This window comes from Singulisphaera chitinilytica (genome assembly GCF_049331405.1).
Taxonomy (GTDB): Bacteria; Planctomycetota; Planctomycetia; order Isosphaerales; family Isosphaeraceae; genus PoT.
The window spans coordinates 7,931,303-7,952,095 of record NZ_CP186274.1 but is presented as its reverse complement, the minus strand read 5'-3'; the positions used below and the strand labels follow the sequence as shown (position 1 = coordinate 7,952,095).

At 63.2% G+C, this 20,793-nt stretch carries 14 protein-coding genes; 5 read left to right on the top strand and 9 right to left on the bottom strand.

Annotation, left to right across the window (positions count from 1 at the left end):
- Positions 1 to 140: 140 nt before the first annotated feature.
- Positions 141 to 1,808: a hypothetical protein gene (locus tag ACOYYX_RS31060; RefSeq protein WP_422926550.1), complete on the bottom strand. Its 1,668-nt coding sequence runs from the start codon at positions 1,806 to 1,808 to the stop codon at positions 141 to 143.
- A gap of 295 nt (positions 1,809 to 2,103) precedes the next feature.
- Here ACOYYX_RS31060 and ACOYYX_RS31055 point away from each other — a divergent pair, with 295 nt between their 5' ends.
- The 5 genes from ACOYYX_RS31055 to ACOYYX_RS31035 all read left to right on the top strand — a co-directional run bounded on the left by ACOYYX_RS31055 (position 2,104) and on the right by ACOYYX_RS31035 (position 10,783).
- Positions 2,104 to 2,544, top strand: coding sequence for a hypothetical protein (locus ACOYYX_RS31055; RefSeq protein ID WP_422926549.1), 441 nt, complete (start codon positions 2,104 to 2,106; stop codon positions 2,542 to 2,544).
- A 636-nt stretch (positions 2,545 to 3,180) separates the two neighbouring features.
- Complete coding sequence (locus ACOYYX_RS31050) at positions 3,181 to 5,703, top strand: DUF1549 domain-containing protein (RefSeq protein ID WP_422926548.1); 2,523 nt, start codon at positions 3,181 to 3,183, stop codon at positions 5,701 to 5,703.
- Positions 5,704 to 5,795: 92 nt separating this feature from the next.
- Positions 5,796 to 7,163, top strand: coding sequence for a DUF1501 domain-containing protein (locus tag ACOYYX_RS31045; protein ID WP_422926547.1), 1,368 nt, complete (start codon positions 5,796 to 5,798; stop codon positions 7,161 to 7,163).
- A gap of 229 nt (positions 7,164 to 7,392) precedes the next feature.
- A complete protein-coding gene (locus ACOYYX_RS31040) occupies positions 7,393 to 8,193 on the top strand; it encodes a sugar phosphate isomerase/epimerase family protein (protein WP_422926546.1) in 801 nt (266 codons plus the stop codon).
- A 499-nt stretch (positions 8,194 to 8,692) separates the two neighbouring features.
- Positions 8,693 to 10,783 (top strand): tetratricopeptide repeat protein, encoded by a 2,091-nt coding sequence (locus tag ACOYYX_RS31035; RefSeq protein ID WP_422926545.1) that lies wholly within the window; start codon positions 8,693 to 8,695, stop codon positions 10,781 to 10,783.
- 159 nt (positions 10,784 to 10,942) lie between these two features.
- Here ACOYYX_RS31035 and plsY read toward each other — a convergent pair whose 3' ends face one another.
- The 8 genes from plsY to lpxK all read right to left on the bottom strand — a co-directional run bounded on the left by plsY (position 10,943) and on the right by lpxK (position 20,788).
- Positions 10,943 to 12,715, bottom strand: a complete 1,773-nt coding sequence (plsY, locus tag ACOYYX_RS31030) for a glycerol-3-phosphate 1-O-acyltransferase PlsY (RefSeq protein ID WP_422926544.1) — start codon at positions 12,713 to 12,715, stop codon at positions 10,943 to 10,945.
- Positions 12,712 to 13,467, bottom strand: coding sequence for a sugar phosphate nucleotidyltransferase (locus tag ACOYYX_RS31025; protein ID WP_422926543.1), 756 nt, complete (start codon positions 13,465 to 13,467; stop codon positions 12,712 to 12,714). The genes plsY and ACOYYX_RS31025 overlap by 4 nt, the downstream gene beginning before the upstream one ends.
- 135 nt (positions 13,468 to 13,602) lie before the next feature.
- Entirely contained in the window at positions 13,603 to 14,826 is a 1,224-nt protein-coding gene (locus ACOYYX_RS31020) for a glycosyltransferase family 4 protein (RefSeq protein WP_422926542.1), read from the bottom strand.
- Between the two features lie 204 nt (positions 14,827 to 15,030).
- Positions 15,031 to 15,876 (bottom strand): lipopolysaccharide kinase InaA family protein, encoded by an 846-nt coding sequence (locus tag ACOYYX_RS31015; RefSeq protein WP_422926541.1) that lies wholly within the window; start codon positions 15,874 to 15,876, stop codon positions 15,031 to 15,033.
- Entirely contained in the window at positions 15,873 to 17,510 is a 1,638-nt protein-coding gene (locus ACOYYX_RS31010; RefSeq protein WP_422926540.1) for a glycosyltransferase family 39 protein, read from the bottom strand. The genes ACOYYX_RS31015 and ACOYYX_RS31010 overlap by 4 nt, the downstream gene beginning before the upstream one ends.
- A 72-nt stretch (positions 17,511 to 17,582) precedes the next feature.
- Complete coding sequence (locus tag ACOYYX_RS31005) at positions 17,583 to 18,515, bottom strand: NAD-dependent epimerase/dehydratase family protein (protein ID WP_422926539.1); 933 nt, start codon at positions 18,513 to 18,515, stop codon at positions 17,583 to 17,585.
- A gap of 54 nt (positions 18,516 to 18,569) precedes the next feature.
- Positions 18,570 to 19,598 carry a lipopolysaccharide heptosyltransferase II gene (waaF, locus tag ACOYYX_RS31000; RefSeq protein ID WP_422926538.1) on the bottom strand — a complete coding sequence of 343 codons (1,029 nt, stop codon included), beginning with the start codon at positions 19,596 to 19,598 and terminating at the stop codon, positions 18,570 to 18,572.
- A 128-nt stretch (positions 19,599 to 19,726) separates the two neighbouring features.
- A complete protein-coding gene (gene lpxK / locus ACOYYX_RS30995) occupies positions 19,727 to 20,788 on the bottom strand; it encodes a tetraacyldisaccharide 4'-kinase (protein WP_422926537.1) in 1,062 nt (353 codons plus the stop codon).
- Positions 20,789 to 20,793 lie beyond the last annotated feature (5 nt).

Sequence of the window (20,793 nt, the reverse complement as noted above, 5' to 3'; positions counted from 1 at the left end):
CAGGGGAGGTCTCGTCCCAAATTCAGACGAGACCTCCCTTTCGCATTTTGGATCATGGACAAAAAGGGTCGAGGCAGAAGGAACTCTACCTCGACCCTTCATTTGATTGATGGCGAGTCTACCGGGAGGTTCGACCCACCTCAGGTGGAGCGAGGACCGCGGGGCGTGGAACGTGCGGTCTGCGTATGCGCCCGGACCGTGCCCAAGTGGGTCGGGTTGACGTTGGGGACGCCAGGGCTGCGGGTCGGACGGGTCCCACCACTGTAAGGCTCTTGCGGGACGTTCGGCGGAATCACCGGTCCGCGCTTCAGGTTGACGTTCTGGGCATAGAAAGCGGTCGACGGCTTGTCCGGCGTGGCCGAAGAGTTGTTGATGTTGCCCTCGACCTTCGCGTCGATATGGGCACCGGCGATCTTGAGGTCCTGATCCGTGCCGAAGACGCCGGAGCTGTCGGGCTGGACCGACGCGGTGAAGACCGAGTTCGTGACGTCGCCGGCGACCAGGACCGTCATCCCACCACCTACCTGAGCGTTCAGCGTCGAGGATGGGGGCACCGGGCTCAGCGAGGTTGTCGACGTCGCGGCACCCGTGATGTTGTTGACGAGGTCGCCATACGACTGGCCGTAACCCGTGAAGACGTTCGTATTCACGACGTCTCCGCCGAAGGTGAGCTTGCCCGCCGCGCGATCGGTCTGGATCGTCGATCCGATCGCACCTCGGTTTGCCTGGAGCGTGTTCAGCACGTGCGTATAGACCTGGGTCTGGTCCATGCCGTTGCCGAAGTACATATTTCGAATACCGTTAGGGGCGACAACCATGACGTTGCTGGTCTCGCCGCCAATCGAGTAGTTCGTGATCTTGGCACCGGAGTTGCCGGTTGTGTCGTAAACGGCAGTCGTGAAGTTGGTTGCGTTGCCGCCGATGCGGAGGTTGCCGATCTGACCGGTTAAGCCACCAAGAATCTGGGGATTACCGAAGAAAATGGTGGATCCGGGAGTACCCGAAACGACCCAGGTACCGCCGAAGCCGGTCGCCGCCGAGTTGGAGTTCGAGAATTGGCCCGGCGGGATGGCCTCATTCCCATCGATCGAATTGGCCTGGAAGAGTGTGAGCCGGCCGGACACTTCGAAGACGACGCCGTGCTGGATGGTCGTGGGCGTCGTGGAAGTGCCGGAGGCGGGGATCGTCGCCGTGCTGCTGATCGACTTGTCGATGATGATCGAGGTGCCGCCGTGGAGCGCTGGCCCGAGCTGGATCGTCGCCTGGTCGCTCTGAGCGAGGCTCGGCGGTGTGGTCGGCTGGTCGTGTGTGGTATCTACGCCACCGAACTGGAGTGTACCCACGCCGTCCGGTACCGTAATCGACGGTGCGGTCGGGACGCTCGTGCTTGTGCTGGTGTAAGGAGTTGTATTCCCGAGCCAGAAGCTCGGCATGCTGATGGAAAGGAGGCCGTTGCCCGTCGCGCGACCTTCAGCATTGCTAGGGATCTTGTTCAGCGTTTGGAAAAAGACCTTGCCGTCACCGTTGGCTCCCTTGACGACGGATCCAACGAGCCGCGTCTTGGTCGGGTCCGTACCGGCAATGGTGATCGTATTGATTTCGGTGGCCGAATCGAGAGCACCGGGCTGGCCGTCCGCTCCGTTCTGCTTGGTGACGCTGATGTCCCCCGGTCCGATCAAACGGAGGGACCATGTGTCGCCATCGCTATCGGTCCCCGTAACCGTCGCGGAGAGCAGTCTACGATCCTCGAGCCCCTCCGTGGTGGGCTTGAGAGACCGATTTCGGGGGTGGAGCTTCCTCGTCGACATTGACCAGACTCCCAATTGCGTGGGGCAGACCGGTTCGAGCGATCGGCAGGTGGGCTCGCTACCATACGCCCCCTCGCCCTAACCCTGGCACTACGCCAGACCGTTCTTCGTAATCGGCAGCATTTCCGGCTGGCTTGAAGGAATCCACAAATTCGATCCAAACCGGACAACCACTAGGATCGACGGCTAGAGAAGTCAAGGGAGGCTGAGAGGAGGGTCGTTCCGATAGGGAAAGCCAACGAGGGATTCGATCCGCATTTCTCCTACTGCCCTGCATCGTAAAGGGATTGCCGCTATGAAACGATCGAACAGCCCTCGACGAAGGCCCAGCGTCCACATCACATTGAGCAGGGCCGCCAGACTTCATCGTCTCGTCATGTTCCTCGCGGAAACGCCCAGGAGTCGCGATGCGGTCCTTGCAGAGCTGCGGATCGGACTCCGCACTTTTTACCGCGAGCTGGAATTGCTGAAGAAGTGCGGAGTGAAGATCCAGCAGAAGGAACGGTCCTATCGTCTGATGGGAACGGCCGAGGAGGCCGAAGGGAAATTGCCCTTCCCGGACCCTCAACTTAGCTTCGCCGAAATGTCGGAACTGTCACGCTGCTCGGGCGAAGCCGCGGCCAGGCTCAAGATGCTGCTAGCCAGCGTGACGACCCATCAGGTCTCAACCCCGAAGAGGGGGAGTGGAAGCGGCGGGGAGAAGACGGGCACGTCGTCCCGCAAGAGGAAAGGGTAGTTGAGTGACCGGGCTGGGACTCGAACCCAGGACCAACGGATTAACTTACCGCATCGGCTTTCACCGACCATCGAGGTTCCTCGGCCGGAAAGCCTCGGGCTCGATGTTGACAGTCTGGACTATACCATCGCCATCGCAGGCGTGCCGCGTCTAGTCTCTGAGGCCGAGGCCGACGATCCGCCGGTCCCTTGCCTGCTGATTACCCAATCCTTCGTCTTTTCAGACCGTCACGCTTGCCGTTACCGGCGACGTTGTGGTGTCGAAGGCTCTCAGGGCGTTCCAGCAAACTGCGGCATTCACTCATCGCGGTTCGGGTTTCTTCCCGCGTGAGGCTCCTCATTGGGCATAGCCAACGTTTAAAGTCCGTTGCTCTACCGACTGAGCTACCCGGTCATCGCAATCGAGTCTCTACCTTAAGCGCCCGAGTGCCCGGCGCCTAGCCATCCTTCCGAATTCCCGACCCCTTCGTGTCGACATTCGGGGTCTTGCGTTCTGTCTGGATGCTCATCAAATGTTCGCAATTGAGGCGGTAGTGTGAAAAAAATATTTAACAAACGGGTTGTCGACCCTCCAAGTAGGGGTTAGATTGACTTCAAGGCCCGCAATGTCGGGGACGTGCCTCAGGAGAATATATCGATGCGAAGCCCGCATGCGGCAAACTCGAGGACGGTGCTGTCCTCGTTGTGGTTGATCGGAATGGCGAGCCTGGCCCTGCTGGGAGCCAATGCACCTTCATCCACGGTCAAGAATTCGACCGCCGTTCTCTCACAGCCACCGTCCTCACTTCGCCCCTTGCCTGCGAAGCTCGTCCTGCGTGGGCCCGACGCCGTCCAGCAACTCGCGGTCGATCGCGTCGAGGCGGACGGAAACACGCATGACGTGACCACCAATACCAAGTTCAAATCCACCGATCCCAAGGTGGCCACGGTCGATGCTTCGGGCGTCGTCGTCGCCAAGGGGGATGGTTCGACCTCGATCGTCATCGATCAGGGCGGGACGACCTCCGAGGTGTCCGTAGTGGTGAAGGACTTCGCCTCCGGCCTCCCGGTGAACTTCGCCAATCAGGTCGTCCCGGTCTTCACCAAGCTAGGATGCAACTCGGGCGGCTGCCATGGCAAGGCCAGCGGGCAGAACGGCTTCCGCCTCAGCCTCCTCGGGTTCGAGCCGAACCTCGACTATGAGACGCTCGTCAACGAGGGCAGGGGACGCCGTCTCTTCCCTGCAGTCCCCGAGCAAAGCCTCCTCCTTCTCAAGGGCACCGCGAAGATGCCCCACGGTGGCGGTCGCAAGCTCGAGGCGAACTCGCACGAATATCAGGTCATCCTCCGCTGGATCGCCCAGGGTATGCCGATGGGCAAGCCGACCGATCCCGCGCTTGCCAGCATCGAAATCTTCCCGAATTCCCGGGTCATGCCGCGCGGCGCGAAACAGCAGGTCGTCGTGACCGCTCGCTACAGCGACGGGAGCACCGAGGATGTGACACGCTGGGCCCAGTATCAGTCGAACGACGTCGAGATCGCCTCCGTCGCCGAGGGTGGGCTCGTGGAGACGCTGAACCTGGCCGGCCAGGTCGCCGTCATGGCCCGCTACCAGGGGCAGGTCGCCGTCTACAACGCGATCGTCCCTCTCGGCAAGAAGCTCGACTCGGCGAGTTACAATTTCTCGAGCACGAACCTGGTCGACGTCGCCGTCCGCAAGCAGTGGGAGGCGCTAGGGATCGTCCCCTCCGAGCCTTGCTCCGATGCGGAGTTCATCCGTCGCGCGTCGCTCGACGTGATCGGCACCTTGCCGACCGCCGCCGAGGTCAAGGGGTTCGTCGCCGATGCGGATCCGAACAAGAGGGACAAGCTGGTCGACAAGCTCCTCGAACGTCCCGAATATGCCTCGTTCTTCGCGATTAAGTGGGCGGACATCCTCCGCAACAAGCGTGAGGGGAACCCGAAAGCCCAGCGCGGTACGTACACCTTCTATGACTGGATTCGCGAGAACCTGAGCAAGAACGTCCCCTACGACAAGTTCGTCCGGGGGATCCTCGCCGCCAGCGGCACGCCCGAGACGTCGCCTCCGGTCCAGTGGTATCGCCGGATCAAGGGGGCAGATGCCTTCGTCGATGACACGGCGCAGGTCTTCCTCGGGATGCGTTTGCAGTGCGCCAAGTGCCACCACCATCCGTTCGAGAAGTGGAGTCAGAACGACTACTACGGCTTCGCCGCTTTCTTCGCCCGAGTCGGCCGCAAGCCGTCGATGAACGCGCAGCGAGCCGGCCGCGATGACGAGGTGATCTTCACCGCCCGTTCCGGAGCCGTGGCCCATCCCAAGACGGGGCAGGTCATGACCCCCAAGGGGCTCGGCGGTGAGGTCTTCAAGATCTCCATCCGCAACGACCCTCGGCAGAAGCTCGTCGACTGGATGGCCGATCCGAAGAACCCTTTCTTCGCCAAGGCCCTGGTCAATCGCTACTGGGCCCACTTCTTCGGCCGTGGTGTCGCCGAGCCGCTCGACGACCTTCGTGAGACGAACCCGCCGTCGAACCCGGAACTGCTCGAAACCCTGTCCGCCGACTTCATCAAGAGCGGCTACGACCTCAAGCATCTCGTCCGGACCATCACGACGAGCAAGGTCTACGGACTGTCGAGCGTACCCAATGAATTCAACCTCAAGGACAAGCAGAGCTTCGCCCGCCACTATCCCAAGCGGATGTCGGCGGAGGTCTTGCTCGACGCAGTCTCGCAACTCTCCGGGGTGCCGACCGACTTCAGCGGCCTCCCCCAGGGGACGCGAGCCATTGAACTACCGGATGAGAGCGTCGGCTCGACGTTCCTCGACACCTTCGGCCGACCGAAGCGCGACACGCCTTGCGAGTGCGAACGCGTCACCGACGCGAGCCTCGGTCAGAGCCTGATGCTCATCAACTCCGGCGAGATCCAGACGAAGCTCGCCGCGGCCGGCAGCCGTGCAGAGGCGCTTGCCAAGGATGCCCGGCCCGAGGTTGAAAAGGTCGACGAACTCTTCTGGACGGCCTACGCCCGGACCCCGTCGAGCGGCGAATCGGCGACGGCCTTGGCCCATCTCGCCGCCCATCCCGATCAGAAGCGCCAGGCTTACGAGGATCTGATCTGGGCTCTGATGAACGCCAAGGAATTCCAGTTCAACGACTGACGTCCACGCGGAGCAAGACGCCCTCGCGGTAAACGCCCACCCCAAACTCTCCGAGCGTTGCCCGTGCCCTCTTCACGACGGAGCACCCCGCCATGCTTGATCTGATCGGCCAGCCCAACCCTCGGTGCGACGGCATGAGCCGAAGATCCCTGCTCAAAGCTGGGGTCCTCGGCGCCACCGGCCTCAACCTCGTCGATCTCCTGCGAGCCAAGAGCGTGGCCGCAACGACGGGAAAGTCTGCTCCTCGCGACCTCTCCGTCATCCTCGTCTGGCTCGACGGCGGCCCGCCCCAGCACGAGACGTATGACCCCAAGCCCGATGCCCCCTCGGAGTTCCGAGGGCCGCTCAAGGCGATGAATACGAAAGTCCCCGGGATCCAGGTCTCGGAGCTGCTCCCGTACCACGCCCGGATGATGGATAAGATGTCCATCATCCGTTCGATGCACCACCGCAATGGCGACCACTTCGCCGCCGCTCACTGGATGCTGACAGGCTACCTCGGCTCGAACGCGGTCGACCTGGCCGCCCAATATCCGTCGGCCGGCTCGGTGATCGCCAAGGTCAAGGGTTCTCGGACTCCGGGAATGCCGGCCTATGTCGGCCTCCCCAACACGCACTCGGTCGGCCTCGCACCAGGCTACCATGGCGCGGCCTACCTGGGCGTGGCCTACAACCCGTTCTCGGCCGACGGCGACCCGAACTCCGACGCTTATCAGGTCCCCAACCTCACGCCGCCCGCCGGTGTCGACGCTCCCCGGATGGACCGTCGTCAGAACCTCTTGAGCGCCTTCGACAACGTGCGCCGAGACGTCGATGCCTCGGGCCTGATGGACGGCCTCGACCGCTTCGCCCAGGAAGCCTTCACGATGGTCACGGGCCCTGCCGCCCGCGCCGCATTCGACATCCGCAAGGAAAACCCGAGGCTGCGGGATCGCTACGGCCGCCATGTCTGGGGCCAGAGTGCGCTCATGGCCCGTCGCCTCGTCGAGGCCGGTGTCCGGTTCGTCACCCTCACCTACGGCGGCTGGGACTACCACTCGAGCCTCGACAGCGGCATGCACAACGTGCTCCCGGTGCTGGACAACGCCGTCGGAAGCCTCGTCGATGACCTGCACACGCGAGGGCTCCTCGACTCGACGGTCGTCCTCGTCATGGGCGAGTTCGGGAGGACCCCTCGCATCAATCAAGGCTTGCCCGGCATCGACCCGATCCCCGGTCGCGATCACTGGGGGGACGTGATGAGCGTGCTCGTGGCCGGCGGCGGTTTTGCCGGCGGTCAGGTCGTCGGATCCTCGAACGCCAGGGGCGAGGTGCCCAAGGACCGGCCGATCTCCCCGCAAGACTTGCTGTTCACCTTATATCGGCAGATGGGCATCGATCCCGAGACGACCTTCCGCAATCGCGCCGGCCGCCCGATCACGATCGGATCGACGGGTCAATTGATCCACGAACTTTGCTGAGACTGTCGAGAAATGGGGCCATCGAGCCCAAACGGCTCGCTCCCAGGATCATGAAGGGGCGAGCCGTCTTTCATTTCGAAGGCAGGCGTCTTTCGGTGGCTGTCGGCTTGATCCGGCCTCGGAGATTCGGGAGATTAGCGGGTCGAACCTGGCGGCGGGACACACCGCCGCGTTTCGCGATCGCGGGCTGACGTCCCGCTCGTCCATCGCCAAGGGGAGATTCGACCCGATGCTGCAATTGGGGACCATCACCTACAACATCGCAAAAGACTGGGATCTGCCGACGATCCTCCAGAAGTTGGAGGCCCTCAAGTACGAGGGAGTCGAACTGAGGACCAGCCATGCGCACAAAGTCGAGGTGACGCTGAACGCCGACGAGCGTCGAGAGGTCCGCAAGCGATTCGCCGACTCTCCGGTCGAACTCGCCGGTCTCGGGAGTGCCTTCGAGTACCAATCGACCGACCCCGCCGAGGTGATGAAGAATATCGCGGGGACCAAGGAGTACGTCCGGCTCGCCCACGACATCGGGTCGCCCGGCGTGAAGGTCCGACCCAACGGGATCCCCCGAGGCGCCGACCTCGACGCCACCCTGCGTCAGATCGGCCGCGCGTTGCATGAGGTGGGCGAGGACGCGGCGGGCTTCGGCGTCGAGATCCGCGTGGAGGTTCACGGCGCGGTTACCTCGGACCTGCCCAACCTCGCGAAGATCATTAAGTACGCTGATCACCCCAACGTCTTTGTCTGCTGGAACTCCAACCCGGGCGATGTGGTGAAGGGCTCGATCCGCGAGAACTTCGCGCTCGTCGCCCCAAAGATCCGCGAAGTCCACCTCCGCGACCTCTACGACGAGGCCTATCCCTGGGCCGAGCTCTTCAAGTTACTCGCCGATTCCGGCTACAACGGCTACACGCTCGCCGAGATCCCCGCGAGCACCGACCCGGATCGCGTCCTCCGCTACTTCCGTGCGCTCTGGTTGGCGTATCAGCCGAAGCCCTCGCCTGATGACATCCCGCCTCGCATCAATAATTGAGTCAAAAAGCCTCGCCAGTCATTTGCGTCGCTGAATCTCGGGTTGATCGAAATTCAGGATTGAGTTAAATCCGCCGCACTCGGCGCCACTTGCAGGCGCCGAGGCCACTTCTTTGCGCCTTCACTCACGATGGAACCCGACGACGTTTCGTACGCCCTCGTGTGTCGATCGCTCGGCGGTGCGAGCCGATCGAACTGCTCAATGCCCGGTCGGCGGGTGGTGGGCAAGTCGATCACGGGCGAGCCACCGTCACGGAAGATCGAACCGAGAGCGCTTCGGGCGTCGTCTCAAAGTCAGGATCGTCGGAAGATCGGCTGTCGGAATTTTGGGCGTCCGGGAGATGCGAATGTCCAACCATCATGCTGGGCACGGAATTCGGGCAGGCCGCAGGGCAAGAGGGGCAAACGCCGCCCCGAGCCCTCGCCCGCACTTCGATATCCGCAGTCGCGAGCCCGGGCAGCAATTCGCACTTGCGAGCGCCGGATCATTTGAAGAGGCGGTGGAACTCTACCAGCACCTCCTGCGAAGCCGTCCCAATGATGCGGAGATCTACAACCACCTTGGAATCGCTTTCGGGAAGCTCGGCCGTGGTGAGGACGCGATCAAGTCTTTCGAGACGGCACTGCATCACGCACCGAAGCACCTCGAAGCCCGCTCCAATCTGGGGGTCCTCCTGGTCCGTCTGGGCCGTCTCCCGTCGGCGATCGCCCATTTTGAAGAGGTCCTGAGACTCAAGCCGGACTTCGCCGAGGTCCACAGCAACCTCGGGGCCGTCTATCGAATGGTCCACGAGCGCGAGAAGGCCGCCGAGCACTACCGTTCGGCCATCACCCTCAATCCCGACTTCGCCGCGGCCCACCACAACCTCGCGAACTTGCTCGTCGAGTTGGAACGGCTCGCTGAGGCTGAACAGAGCTACCGTCAGGCGTTGCGGATCGACCCTCGATCCGCCGAGGTCTGGAATGGGCTTGGGCTCGTCCTGGCCTCCTTCGAGCGTTTTGGCGAGGCCGAATCCGCTTACCTCAAGGCCCTTGAAGTCGACCCGCATAACGCCGACGCCGAGAACAACCTTGGCAACACACTGATGGCGCTGGACCGCTTCGAAGACGCCTTCGAACGGTTCCGCAGGGCCATCCAGAAAAAGCCTTACCTCGCAGAGGCCCACAACAACCTGGCCTGGCCCCTCATGAAGTTCGGCCGTTATGAGGACGCCGAGATCTGCTATGAGAACGCTTTGCAGATCGATCCCAACTACGCACATGCCCACTTTAACCGGGCCATTTGCTGGCTGATCCAGGGTAAGTTCGCCCAGGGCTGGCCCGAGTACGAGTGGCGCTGGCGTTGTAAAACCGGAAGCTTCCCCTCCCACGACCAGCCCGTCTGGGACGGCCAGGATATCACCGGCAAGACGATCCTGCTTCATTGCGAGCAAGGCCTGGGCGACACGCTCCAGTTCATCCGTTACGCCCCGATGCTTAAGGAACGCGGGGCGACCGTCGTGGTCGAGTGCCAACCGGCCCTTGTGCCGATCCTCGAGCGCTGCGAGGGGATTGACCGCTTGATCGCCAAGGGGCAGGGTTTGCCGCCATTCGACATGCATTCGGCGCTATTGAGTCTGCCAAGCGCATTCCGGACGGCGAGCGAGACGATCCCGGACAGGATACCTTATCTCTTCGCCGACCCCGAGTTGATCCAGCACTGGCGGGCTCGACTCACCGCGAGCGAAGGCTTCCGCGTCGGAATCCACTGGCAAGGTTCGAACCAGTACAACGGCGATCGGCAACGCTCGATCCCCTTGCGGCACTTCGAGACGATCGCCGATGTTCCCGGTGTTCGGCTCTACAGCCTCCAGAAGAACGAAGGCTCGGCCCAACTCGCGGACTTCGCGCGAAAGCACCAGGTCATCGACTTGGCCGATGAACTCGACGCGGAGTCGGGTGCGTTCATGGACACCGCCGCGGTGATGATCAACCTCGATTTGATGATCACTTCGGATACCTCGCTCGCTCACCTCGCGGGTGGGCTGGGGATTCCCGTCTGGGTTCCGCTGAGCAAGGCTTCGGATTGGCGCTGGCTGGCCGATCGCGAGGATTCGCCGTGGTATCCCACGATGCGTCTCTTCCGCCAGGAAGCCCTCGGCGACTGGCAAACCGTCTTCCGCCGCATGGCCAAGCAACTCGAGATGATCCGCAATCGAGCCGCCCGACGCGACCCCGTGACCGTCTCCATCTCCATCGGTGAGCTCGTCGACAAGATCTCGATCCTTGAACTGAAGGCCGAGCGGATCCCACTCGAAGAGAAGCGTCGCAGCGTCCACGCCGAGCTCGCCTCCCTGCGAAAGACCTTCGGCTTCGCCGTCGAGTCGACCGGGCAGATCATCGCGTTGCAGGCCGAACTGAAGCGGGTCAACGCTCGTCTCTGGGACGTCGAGGAAGAAATCCGCCAGTGTGACCGGGACGGGGATTTTGGCCCCCGCTTTGTAGCGCTGGCTCAGTCGGTCTACCGTCAGAACGATCGCCGTGCCATGATCAAGCGACAGATCGACCAGCGCCTCGGGTCTCCCTGGGTCGAGGTGAAGTCGTATGCCTGATCGAGCCGGGTACGGGACGCCGCCGACCCAGCGTCGTGGCCACCAGGAGGCGGCAGTCGTGGTTTCCTGCTGAAATCGGAAAATAACATATCCTCAAGGGAATGGGCTTTATAACCCGCTCCCTTGAGGATGTTGTATTTGGCGCTTCAGTCAAGCCTCTTACTTGGTCGTGGTTGTCGACGCCCGTGAGACTCCAGCGTCCTGGAGAGCCTCGCGGTGACCTCCCGACTCCTTGATCGTGATGATGTGAACACCACCCGACCGATTCGCAACCGCCAGGAGCCCCTGATTGGGGTCGAAGTCGACGGCCGTCGGACGGGTGCGTGTCAGGTTGAGGCCGCCGGCCCGGAGTGGGATGCTTCCGAGTGATTTCTGTGTATCGGCCTCATAGAGGATCAGGCTCGCCTCGTTCGGCATGGCGCAGGCGATCCAACCGCTGGGGAAGTCGTGAACGACGGGCGAGGTCACGAGGGTGGCTTCTGTCTCCGGACCCAGGCCCATGAGGATCGAATCCCCGTCGATCGTGGAGAAGCGAGGCACATGGTCTTCCTGGATGTCCGACCGTCCGACCTGCTTCGGCCGTGTCAGGTCGGTGAGGTCGATTGCCGCCAGCTGATTCGTACCGAGTAGAGTGACGGCGCCGACCAGCCCGCTCTTCGAGAGCGCGAAGCGGGCGGGGTCGTCGCCGGATTTGTCGAACTCGAGGCGGCTCACGAGTTTCGGTCGTTCCTTCTCGACGTTGAAGACCTCGAGTGCGGGCATGGGTCGCTTGGCGTCTCCCTCGGCTCGTCCCGAGCTGATGACGAAGACGTGGCGAGCGTCCGACGAGACGACGAGGTCGTCCGGGTACATGCCCGCCATTTGACGCTCTCCCATAGGTTCTCCGCGGAAGTCGAAGGTCTCCCACCAGCCGGGCTCGACGTGCCTCTGATCGCCGCTGGGTCGTTCGAGGACGTAGAGGCGATCCCTCGTCGCGCAGATCGCGACCGGTCGCCCGGCCAGCTCGATGTCGCGAACTTCCTCCAACTCCATCCGTTTCGTCAGCTCAAACAAGACGACACGGTTGTAGCGGGGGCAGCTCACGGCCACGAGCTTGCCGTTGTTGGCAAATGTCACTCGGTCGGCCCGCTGATGTCCGGTCCCAACACGGTCCACTTCTTTGAGTTCGAACCGACCGACCGTCAACTCGGTAGGGCGCCGCGCCGGGGCGGTCAGGATCACCACCAAGGCGATGGCGATCGAGGCGATCGCGACCATGACGATCCGGGTCACATGGCCGGAGGGTTGTTCGCGACTCCGCCTGAAGGAGACCTTGGGTTCCGTCCCCTCGCGGAGCCGGACGATGTTCTTGCGATGCCTCGCGAAAAGGAGGATTACCAGCCCGAAGGTCACGATGGTCATGGCCCGATGTTCTCGCTGAAACGGGTCGCCGACCCTCAAGAGGTACGTGGCCAGGAAGACCAGGCTTCCTAGCATCGACGAGAGCGAAACGTATCGCGTCAGGCGTAGCGAGAGCCCGAAGCCCACCGCCGAGGCGACGCTCGCCATCCAATCGAGCGCGAGCAGGGCCCCGAGGCTCGTCGCGACCCCCTTACCACCCTTGAATTTCAGATAGACAGGGAAGTTGTGGCCCATGATCGTCGCCAGGGCCACCGCGACGCCGAGGTCGGGGAAGGTGCCCTCGGTGTACGCCGCCACCCCCTTTGGGAACAAGTAGGTGGGGAGGAACCCCTTCAGGAGATCGAGCGTGAAGACGAGGACGAAGAAGCGGAATCCAAGGACCCGCCCGACGTTCGTCGCACCGATGTTCCCCGATCCGACCGTGCGGATATCGATGCCGCGTAGCCAGCGCGCGATGAGATACCCAAAGGGCAGGGCACCGATCAGGTACGCGAGGATGACCGACCCGACAGCCCAGGCGTTCGGGCTCACTGATCTCTCCCCATCTTGAGCTTCGCCCCGGCCGGCTCGCCCAGGAAGGCGGTTCGGCGCGTCTCGAAGATGTCATTGGCCGTGGCGTAGTCATCGTGTCGGCCGATGTCGAGCCAGTAGCAAGGCTGCTTGAAGCAGTGGACCGTGTGCCCAACCTTCCGCATGGATTCGATGAGGTCGGGCATCAGCAGGGGTTGGCCCGGCGTCAGGAAATCCCACGCAATCGGGTCGAGGATGTAGACACCCATGCTCACCTGGAATGAGTACTCGGGCTTCTCCCGGTATCCCGCCAGGATGTGCGGATCGTTGGCGAACTCGAGCACGCCGAAGTCAATGCGGACTTGGCGAGGGTACGAGGCGATGGTCACCGCCGCGCCCCGTTCGCGATGGAAGTCGTACATCGCGCGGTAGTCGAGGGTTGTGAGGATGTCGCCGTTCATCACCAAGACCGGCTCCGTCGGCCGATCGAGCAGGGTCAGTCCGCCCGCCGTGCCGAGTGGGGTCGTCTCGCGGCGATACTGGAGCCGGGTGCCGAACTTGCGGCCTGTGCCGCAGAAAGCCTCGATCAGTTCGGTCAGGTAACCCGTAATCACCGTGACATCGCGAAATCCGAAGCGGGAGAGCTGACGGAGCACGACCTCGATGATCGGCATCGGGTCGGCCTCGCCCAGAGGCATGAGCGGCTTTGGGAAGACGTGGGTGAAAGGTCGCAGCCTCGTACCCTTGCCACCCGCGAGAATCACAGCCTGCATATGAATTCACTCCAACGAGGGGCGAGGGTGTTGCGATAGTTCGCGACCGAGACACCGGCCCGTGTCAGGCGACGAGGTAATTGGACAGTATGGGATGACATTCCCGTCGAGAGGGGATTTCGCTCGGCATGCTGTTCATTTCGATATTTGCTCGTGCGACGATCGGAACATGTGCGGGCCCCGACGCGGCTTCGACGCGGCGACCTCTTCGAAGACCTTGATGAGCCGCGACACGTGGTTGTCGAACGACTGGGCCATGCCCAGTTCCCGGGCATGTTCCGACATGATATTCCGGCGCTCGGAATCGGTGAGCTGATTCAGGGCGTCGACGAGTTCAACGGTCGCGTCGGGGGCCGAGAGGATATACCCTTCGCGCCCCTGCATCATGACCTCGCCCGCGCCGTTGCAAGCCGTCGTGATGACCGGCAGGCCGCACGCGAGGGCCTCGAAGACGACGAGTGAGCAGGGGTCGTAGTAGGTCGGCTGCACGAAGAAGTCGCTCGACCAGTAACTGGCCCGGATGTCGGGGATGAAGCCGATCCAGTGGATCGAGTCGCTCAGGCCGAGGCTGTCGGCGAGTCGCTTGAACGGAGCGATCTTGCCACCGCCGCAGACCATCAGCTCAATCGGCCGGCCTTCGGGATGGGTCTTCTTCCGCTCGGCGAGTGCCAGGAGCAACGGCTTCAGGCCCTTGAGGGCGAAGTTGTGGCCGACGAAGAGCCCGATGAGTGCGTCCTGGGCCAACCCGTGCTCGGTCCGGAACGTGTAGCGGACGACCTCGGGGTTGATGACCTTGATGCGGTCGAGGTCGATCGCGTTTGGGATTACATGGATCCGAGTCCGCGGCACGTGGCGGAAGTGCTGCAGGTGTTCCTTGACCATGTGGCTCACGGCGACCACGCGGGCCTGTCGCTGCTCGTCGTACTGCTTCTTCTCAATCGCCTCGTAGGCCCAGAACTTCGGGTTGATCATCTTGCCGAGGCGATAGAGTCGACGATGCAGGCCGGGCGCATATCGCTTCGAGTTCGACTCGAGGCTCGCACGCTGGACGCCCCCCTGGGGGATGATCACGTCGTGGTGCCAGGTGTTGATGAAGCCGAGCGTGCAGTCGTATGAGTGCTTCTGTAGGGCGGCCTCGGAGTTGACGGCGAAGCTCTTCATCCGTGCCAGGCGGGTGCGGCCGTTGACCGGGACGGCGATGCAGCGGATCTCGGACGGCAGGACGCCCTCGCGCCAGGACTCGGCGTAGAGGTCCACCTGATGCCCGGCCTTGACCAGGCGCTGGCAGAGGTCGACCACGTAGGTCTCTGCTCCCCCCTTCGTCGGGTCAATCCGCTGGAAATTGAGAGCCAAACGCATCGCCAAATCCCTCCGCCTCTTGAATTCCGAGGGCGACGTCTGGTCGCCGCTGGCAGCCGTTCCGCATCCCTGAGAAACCGATGCTGCGGCACTCGAAGCTTGTAACTGAAGGGCCTCGACTCAGTCCTGACACATCACCGAGCCAGTTCGCGTACGAGACGGGGGGAGACGTACCGGCAGCGGGGCATGGGGCTGAGTCGGACGTTATTGACGGTTATGAGCGAGATAGCGCGACGCCTTCATGACGATCATCTGCTCATGCCACTTTTGTCGGGATATCTTCAAGCGTTTCCGGTAAGCGACCCAGAAACGCATCCGGTCTCGATCGGTGATCCCTGATATCTCGAAGGTCGAAAACAGGAGCTGGGCGAGATCCTTGGTCCGCCAACGCTCGGCCGTCCACCGATGTTCGCCGAGGCGATGGAGGTCGATGAGGGAGAGATGATTGCCGGGTGTCCCTTCGAATCGCATGTCGATGTAGAAGTGGCAGAGATAAAGATCCTTGTGAAATAAGCAGGATCGATGGAGCTTCGCGACGATCGTCGCCATGCTCTCGATCAGGGCATGCTTCGTCGTTTCGAGATCGCGAGCGTCCAGCATCGCCACGAGCTCGGGCATGGCCTCATTCAGCGGGAGGCAACCGGTCAGCTCGGCGACCATCAAGAAGCTATTGAGCGTCCCGAGAGGGCCGATCTGCTCGCCGGCCGCGACGACCTCGGGGACGTCGATCCCGAGGGCTCGCACGCGTTCGAGGTGGGCCCACTCGGCCGAAGCCGGCGTATGGCGCCCCTTAGGATGGACGATCGCGGCCAGCCGAGCCTTCCAGGGAAGCTCGAAGTGGCGTTTGAGATAAACAGTCAGGTCGCCTTCCCCGGAGTGGAAGACGACCCGAGCGGTGGATCGGCCCTGCTTGGCGTGGTAGCGATCGCGGCTCTCGATCGACATGACCTGCTCGCGCAGGCCTTCGGGCAGAGCCTCTCGATGGCGGTCGGCCATCCAGATCCACGAGGTCCCCTTCAACAACCGAGCCCAGAACGAACCGTGGGTCATTCCTGTATCCCCTCCCACGTGCTGGGACGTTCGTAGCGATAGATGCGGATGCCGCCGTTCTCGATGCGTCCGCCGTGACGTTCGGGGAACTCGGCTGAGGGCTTTGCCGCATAGCTGAGAATTGCCCTGAGCGTGGCGGCTCGCTTGCTCGAAGCCTCGAGTTCGCGAGTGCCGACGACGATGTAGCGGAGGTGAGAATCGGTCAGAGCCTGGCGCACGTGCCAGTAGTCGTAGTTCGGCTTACCCGAGGAGAAGGCCGCCCAACCTCGGGTGTCGAGGATCGCCTCGTCGGGTGCGACGTTCTCGCGGAGCCACTGCCCGGCGGCCCAATGACCCCATCGGCTGGCGTGTGACGGCTTGGCCTGCAGGTAACCGGCGCTCGCCATCAGGATCACGATGGCCAGGGTGCCGACGCGGACTGAAAGCCGAGTGTTCCACCTCAGCACTCGCGAGAGCCGCAAAGCGCAAATGAACGTCCCGGCCGCCGCCCAGGGGATCGAGGTCGCGATCAGGGTCAGGGAATGGCGGTCGGAGAGGTATCCCATCCGAAGCGCGTGCCTGACGAGCACGAGGCTGAAGAGTCCCAGATAGACGACGATCAGCCTTGGACCTGGGAGAAGCCTCGAGGCGCCTGAGGCGTCTTCGTGTGTTTCGATGTGTGCGGAGGCCGCATCCAACTCCCAACAAACCTTGCGGATGTATCCGGCTCGGGCGACTCCCCACAGCCCGAAGAAGGCAAAGACCCCGCAAAGGCCCTCGGCCCAGTGGAAGAATAGCCACTCCAACGTCCTGGCGAGGTTGGCGGTTTCGGGCTCTTCGGATTCCTCCTTGGGGGAGAAGTCCCAGCGAGCATCTTTCAAGCCGGGGGGAAGCCATTGTTCGGCCTTGCGCGAGGACTTGGCCGAAGGCCCCATCGCGGCCGTCTTGCGGAGCGAGAGCTTTTCGGACAACTCGCCCTTCACCATCGCGTAGGAGCCGACGAGGAACAGGAACGTGATCGCCAGCGTCGCGAATCTCGGGACGAACTGCGGTGACGCGACCTTCCATTTCCAGTATGTGGCGGCCGTGAGCAGGACGGCTACGGGGACGATCAGGACCTCTGGCCTCGTCAGGTATCCGAGCCCCGAGACGACCCCACACGCCAGGGGAGTGATCCAGCCGTTGGTTCTCAGCGACCGCTCGCCTAGTGCAAGGGCGGAGATGGCGAGGAATAACGCCAGACTATCGCTCAGCGTGTCGTGGCCGACCGCGGCGGGCAGCGGAAGTAGCGTGTAGATGAAGACCGCCAGTACGCCGACACGCTCGTCGAACAACGAGCGTGTCAGGCAGTAGAGCGGGATGATGATCAGGAGAGCGGAAACGCTCGACACCAACTGGGCTGCGATGCGCCAGGTGTCGGGGCCGTGACCCAGTAATTGGGCGAGTGGCGGCTCGGTCAGGGCGACGAGCAGGGGATAGAGAGGGTGCTGGTCGGAACCTCGGGTGGCTTCGACCCAGGAGACCGTCTGAAATTGCCGGGCGACCCGGAGGAATTTGAGGCCATCCTGCGCGGGCAGGAGCGTCCGGCCGATCGCGAGAACGTGCGACGTCGCCGCCAAGAGTACCAGAACGACCAAGAGGCGACGGACGGTCATCGAGCGAGTTCCTCCCTGAACCCGTGTGCGGCGCGCTCCATCGTCCGCGGGCGGAATGATACGACCGCAACATTATGTGGTCAATGGCAACCCACGTCGGCGCACGGCCTCGTCCCAGATCTCGGAAAGGCTTTGCTCCCAGGGGATTTCGGGACGCCAGCCGGTGTGCTTCTTGATGCGCATGATGTCGGCCCGCGAGTCGTTCAACCTGCCGCCAAGCCCGCCGATCGATTCGCTGATCGTCTCGATGCTTCGACCACTGCGCCCGATGAAGTAATCGAGGCCCGACTGAACCGTCTGAGATTGCCCCGTCCCGACGTGGTAAACCAATCCAGCGTGGCCTTGCTGGGCCAGTGCGATCAGGGCTCGAGCCACATCGCGAACGTCGACGAAGTCCCTCTTCACCGTCAGGTCGCCAACCTTCAGGACCGAGATCCCCGGATCGGCCAGCCGCGTGGCGAAGCTTCCGATGGCCTGAGTTTCCGGGATACCTGGACCCACCGGATTGAAGACCCGAGCCGCGATCACCTCGATGGGGAATTGGGATACGACGCCGGCCTGGGTGCAAAGCCACTTGCTGAGGCCATAGGCACTCGTCGGCCGGCACGGATAGTCCTCTCCCACCGGCAGGTCGCAGTCGGGGACGACACCGAGTTCGGCCGCGGAGCCGACCTGGACGACGCGAACGGGTCGACCTCGCTCTCGAAGGACGTCAAAGAGGAGGGCCGTGGCCAAGGTGTTTGCCCGGTAGAAGTCCTCCGCGCTTCCAGGAGGAGTCTTACCCGCGAGGTGGAAGATGACGTCGGGGGAAACGGCTTCGAGTAGGCCTCGAATGCTCTCGGTTTTTGTCAGATCCGCCGGGACGAATTCTCGACTCTCATTAGCGTGGGGTAGAGTGCGTCCCGTCTCCACGATTCGGCCGAAGTGGGTAGGGCGTGTCTTAAGGGCCGCGATGAGGTGACGTCCCAAGAAACCGATAGCACCTGTGACGAGGCAGACCGGCATACGTGAAATTCCCGCGGATGAAGACGTCCTCAGGGCTTCTTACGTGGCGCCAACTTACAGGAAACGGCAGGCGGCCTCGAAGACGGTTACCGGCGTCAGCTCCTTCATGCAGCGGTGATGACCGAGCGGACACTCGGGTTTCTGGCAAGGTCCGCAGGGGACCTTGCGGTAGAGGTGAACCGCGTGCGGATGATAGGTCCGGGTCCATCCAATGTTGGTCGGGCCGAACAGGGTCAGGACCGGGACTTTGAAGGCCGCCGCGAAGTGGCGAGGGCCCGAGTCGGTCGTGATCATGAGCGCCGATCGTCGTACGCTGGCCTTGCTCAGGCCGATGCTGAGGGGTTCGTCGGCCAGGCTGACCACGCTGGGATGATCGGCGAGCCTCACGATCGAGCGAGCGGCATCGCGCTCGCTCGGCCCGCAGAGGACGAGGACACCGACCCCTCGCTCCTCGGCGAGACGCCTCGCGACCTGACCGAAGTATTCCTCGGGCCAGCTCTTGGCGGGGCCGAAGGCTCCCCCGGTATTGAGACAGATGACGCGAGAGTGGTTCGAAAGCCCGAGGCGCTCCCAGGCGTGTTCGGCGGCCGCTTCGTCTTTGGCCGTTGTGAAGAGCTCGGGACGCAATGACTCGGGGCGGCAACCCAGGAGCTTGGTGATCTCGAGGTAGGACTCGACGATCGGGAAGGGTACCCGTTTCCCATCCTTGCCTTTGGGGAAGGAGAGGGCGTCGCTCAGCAGGAGCCCGCGGCCCCCTTTGCCGAAGCCGATGCGCCTCGGGATTCCCGAGAACCAGGCGATCAGGGCCGATCGGAATGAATTGGGGAAGAGGACGGCCAACTCGGGGCGATCCTGCCTGATTCGCTTGATGACGGCTCGGGTCCGGAATTGATCGTCCTTCGACTTGTGGTCGAAGCGGATGATCTCATCGAACCAGGGTGCTCCGTCAAGCGTCGGGGCGACGTGGGGTTTGATGACGCCGACGATTTTCGCGTCGGGAAACGCCTGGCGGAGCGAGCGGAAGGCCGGCGTGGCCATCACCGTGTCGCCGATCAGGTTGGGGCAGAATACGACGATGTTCACGAAGGGGCCTTCCCATCCCTGGGGCCGAGGTGTCGCTCCCTGTTCCTACCAATCGTCCGGTCGCCGGTGGACCGAAAGAAACCTGAGGCTCCGCCTTCAAGTCTTCGTCCAGCGTCCCCGAGTTCCACTCACTCGCGGGGGAGCAGCGGCTCGAGGGCGCCTTCGAGCGTCGCTTCGCCCTGCATGACTTCGAGCCCGATCCTCAAATAGCGGAGCGGGATGGAATTCAGGGTCAAGGCGCGGAGCTTTACCGAATCCTTCTGCGTGGTCAAGGCCAGTTCGGCACCCTGGCCCTGGGCCCACGTCCCGAGGCTGGCGACGTCCTCGGCCGAGTAGGGATGGTGATCCGGGAAGACCTTGAAATCGACGAGGTTGCCGCAGAGCGGCTGGAGCGTGCGGCGGAACCCTTCCGGATTCCCGATCCCGCAGAAGGCCACGACCCGTTTCCCGGCGAGGGTCGAGAGGTCAGTCGTCTGGCCCTCGGCGTCCGCGACCGCCACTGGAGCGTGGCGAGCCTCGACCCAGGCGATCGGCCCGGCCTGGCGTTCCGCCTCTTGCCGAATACGATGACGTGCGTCGGGCTCGACCAGATCGGCCCGACTGAGGACGACGACCTGGGCTCGTTTCAGGGAACGAACCGGCTCGCGCAGCAGGCCTCGCGGGAAGATTTTCCCAAGGCCAAACGGCTCGAGTGCGTCGAGGAGCGCGATATCGAGGTCGCGGGCCAGCCGGCGATGCTGGAAGCCGTCGTCGAGGACGAGGATTTGCGACTCGAGCTCTTCATGGGCTCGTCGGGCGAGGTCGGCCCGGTCGGCCCCCTGGAGGTGGGGGACATCGAGGAGGTTTTCTTCGAGGACGAGGGCTTCGTCGTTAACCCCGTTCTCCTGGCCGTAGCCTCGGCTCAGAATCGCGACGCGGACGTCACGCGCGCGGAACCAGCGGGACACCCATTCGACCATGGGGGTCTTGCCCGTGCCTCCGAGGGTCAAGTTGCCGACGGATACGACGGGGATCTCGGGGCGATAGACGGGCTTTCGTCCCGAGTCATAGGCCGCGTTGCGATACGCGGCCCCGATTGCATAAGCCTTGCCGGCCAGGCTCAGGCCGAACCTGGCGAGCGAGGCCGCCGGGCCTCGCACTTCGCCCCGGATGAGGCGGAGGTAGGCGGCCTCGTCGAACCGTTTGATCAAGGTGT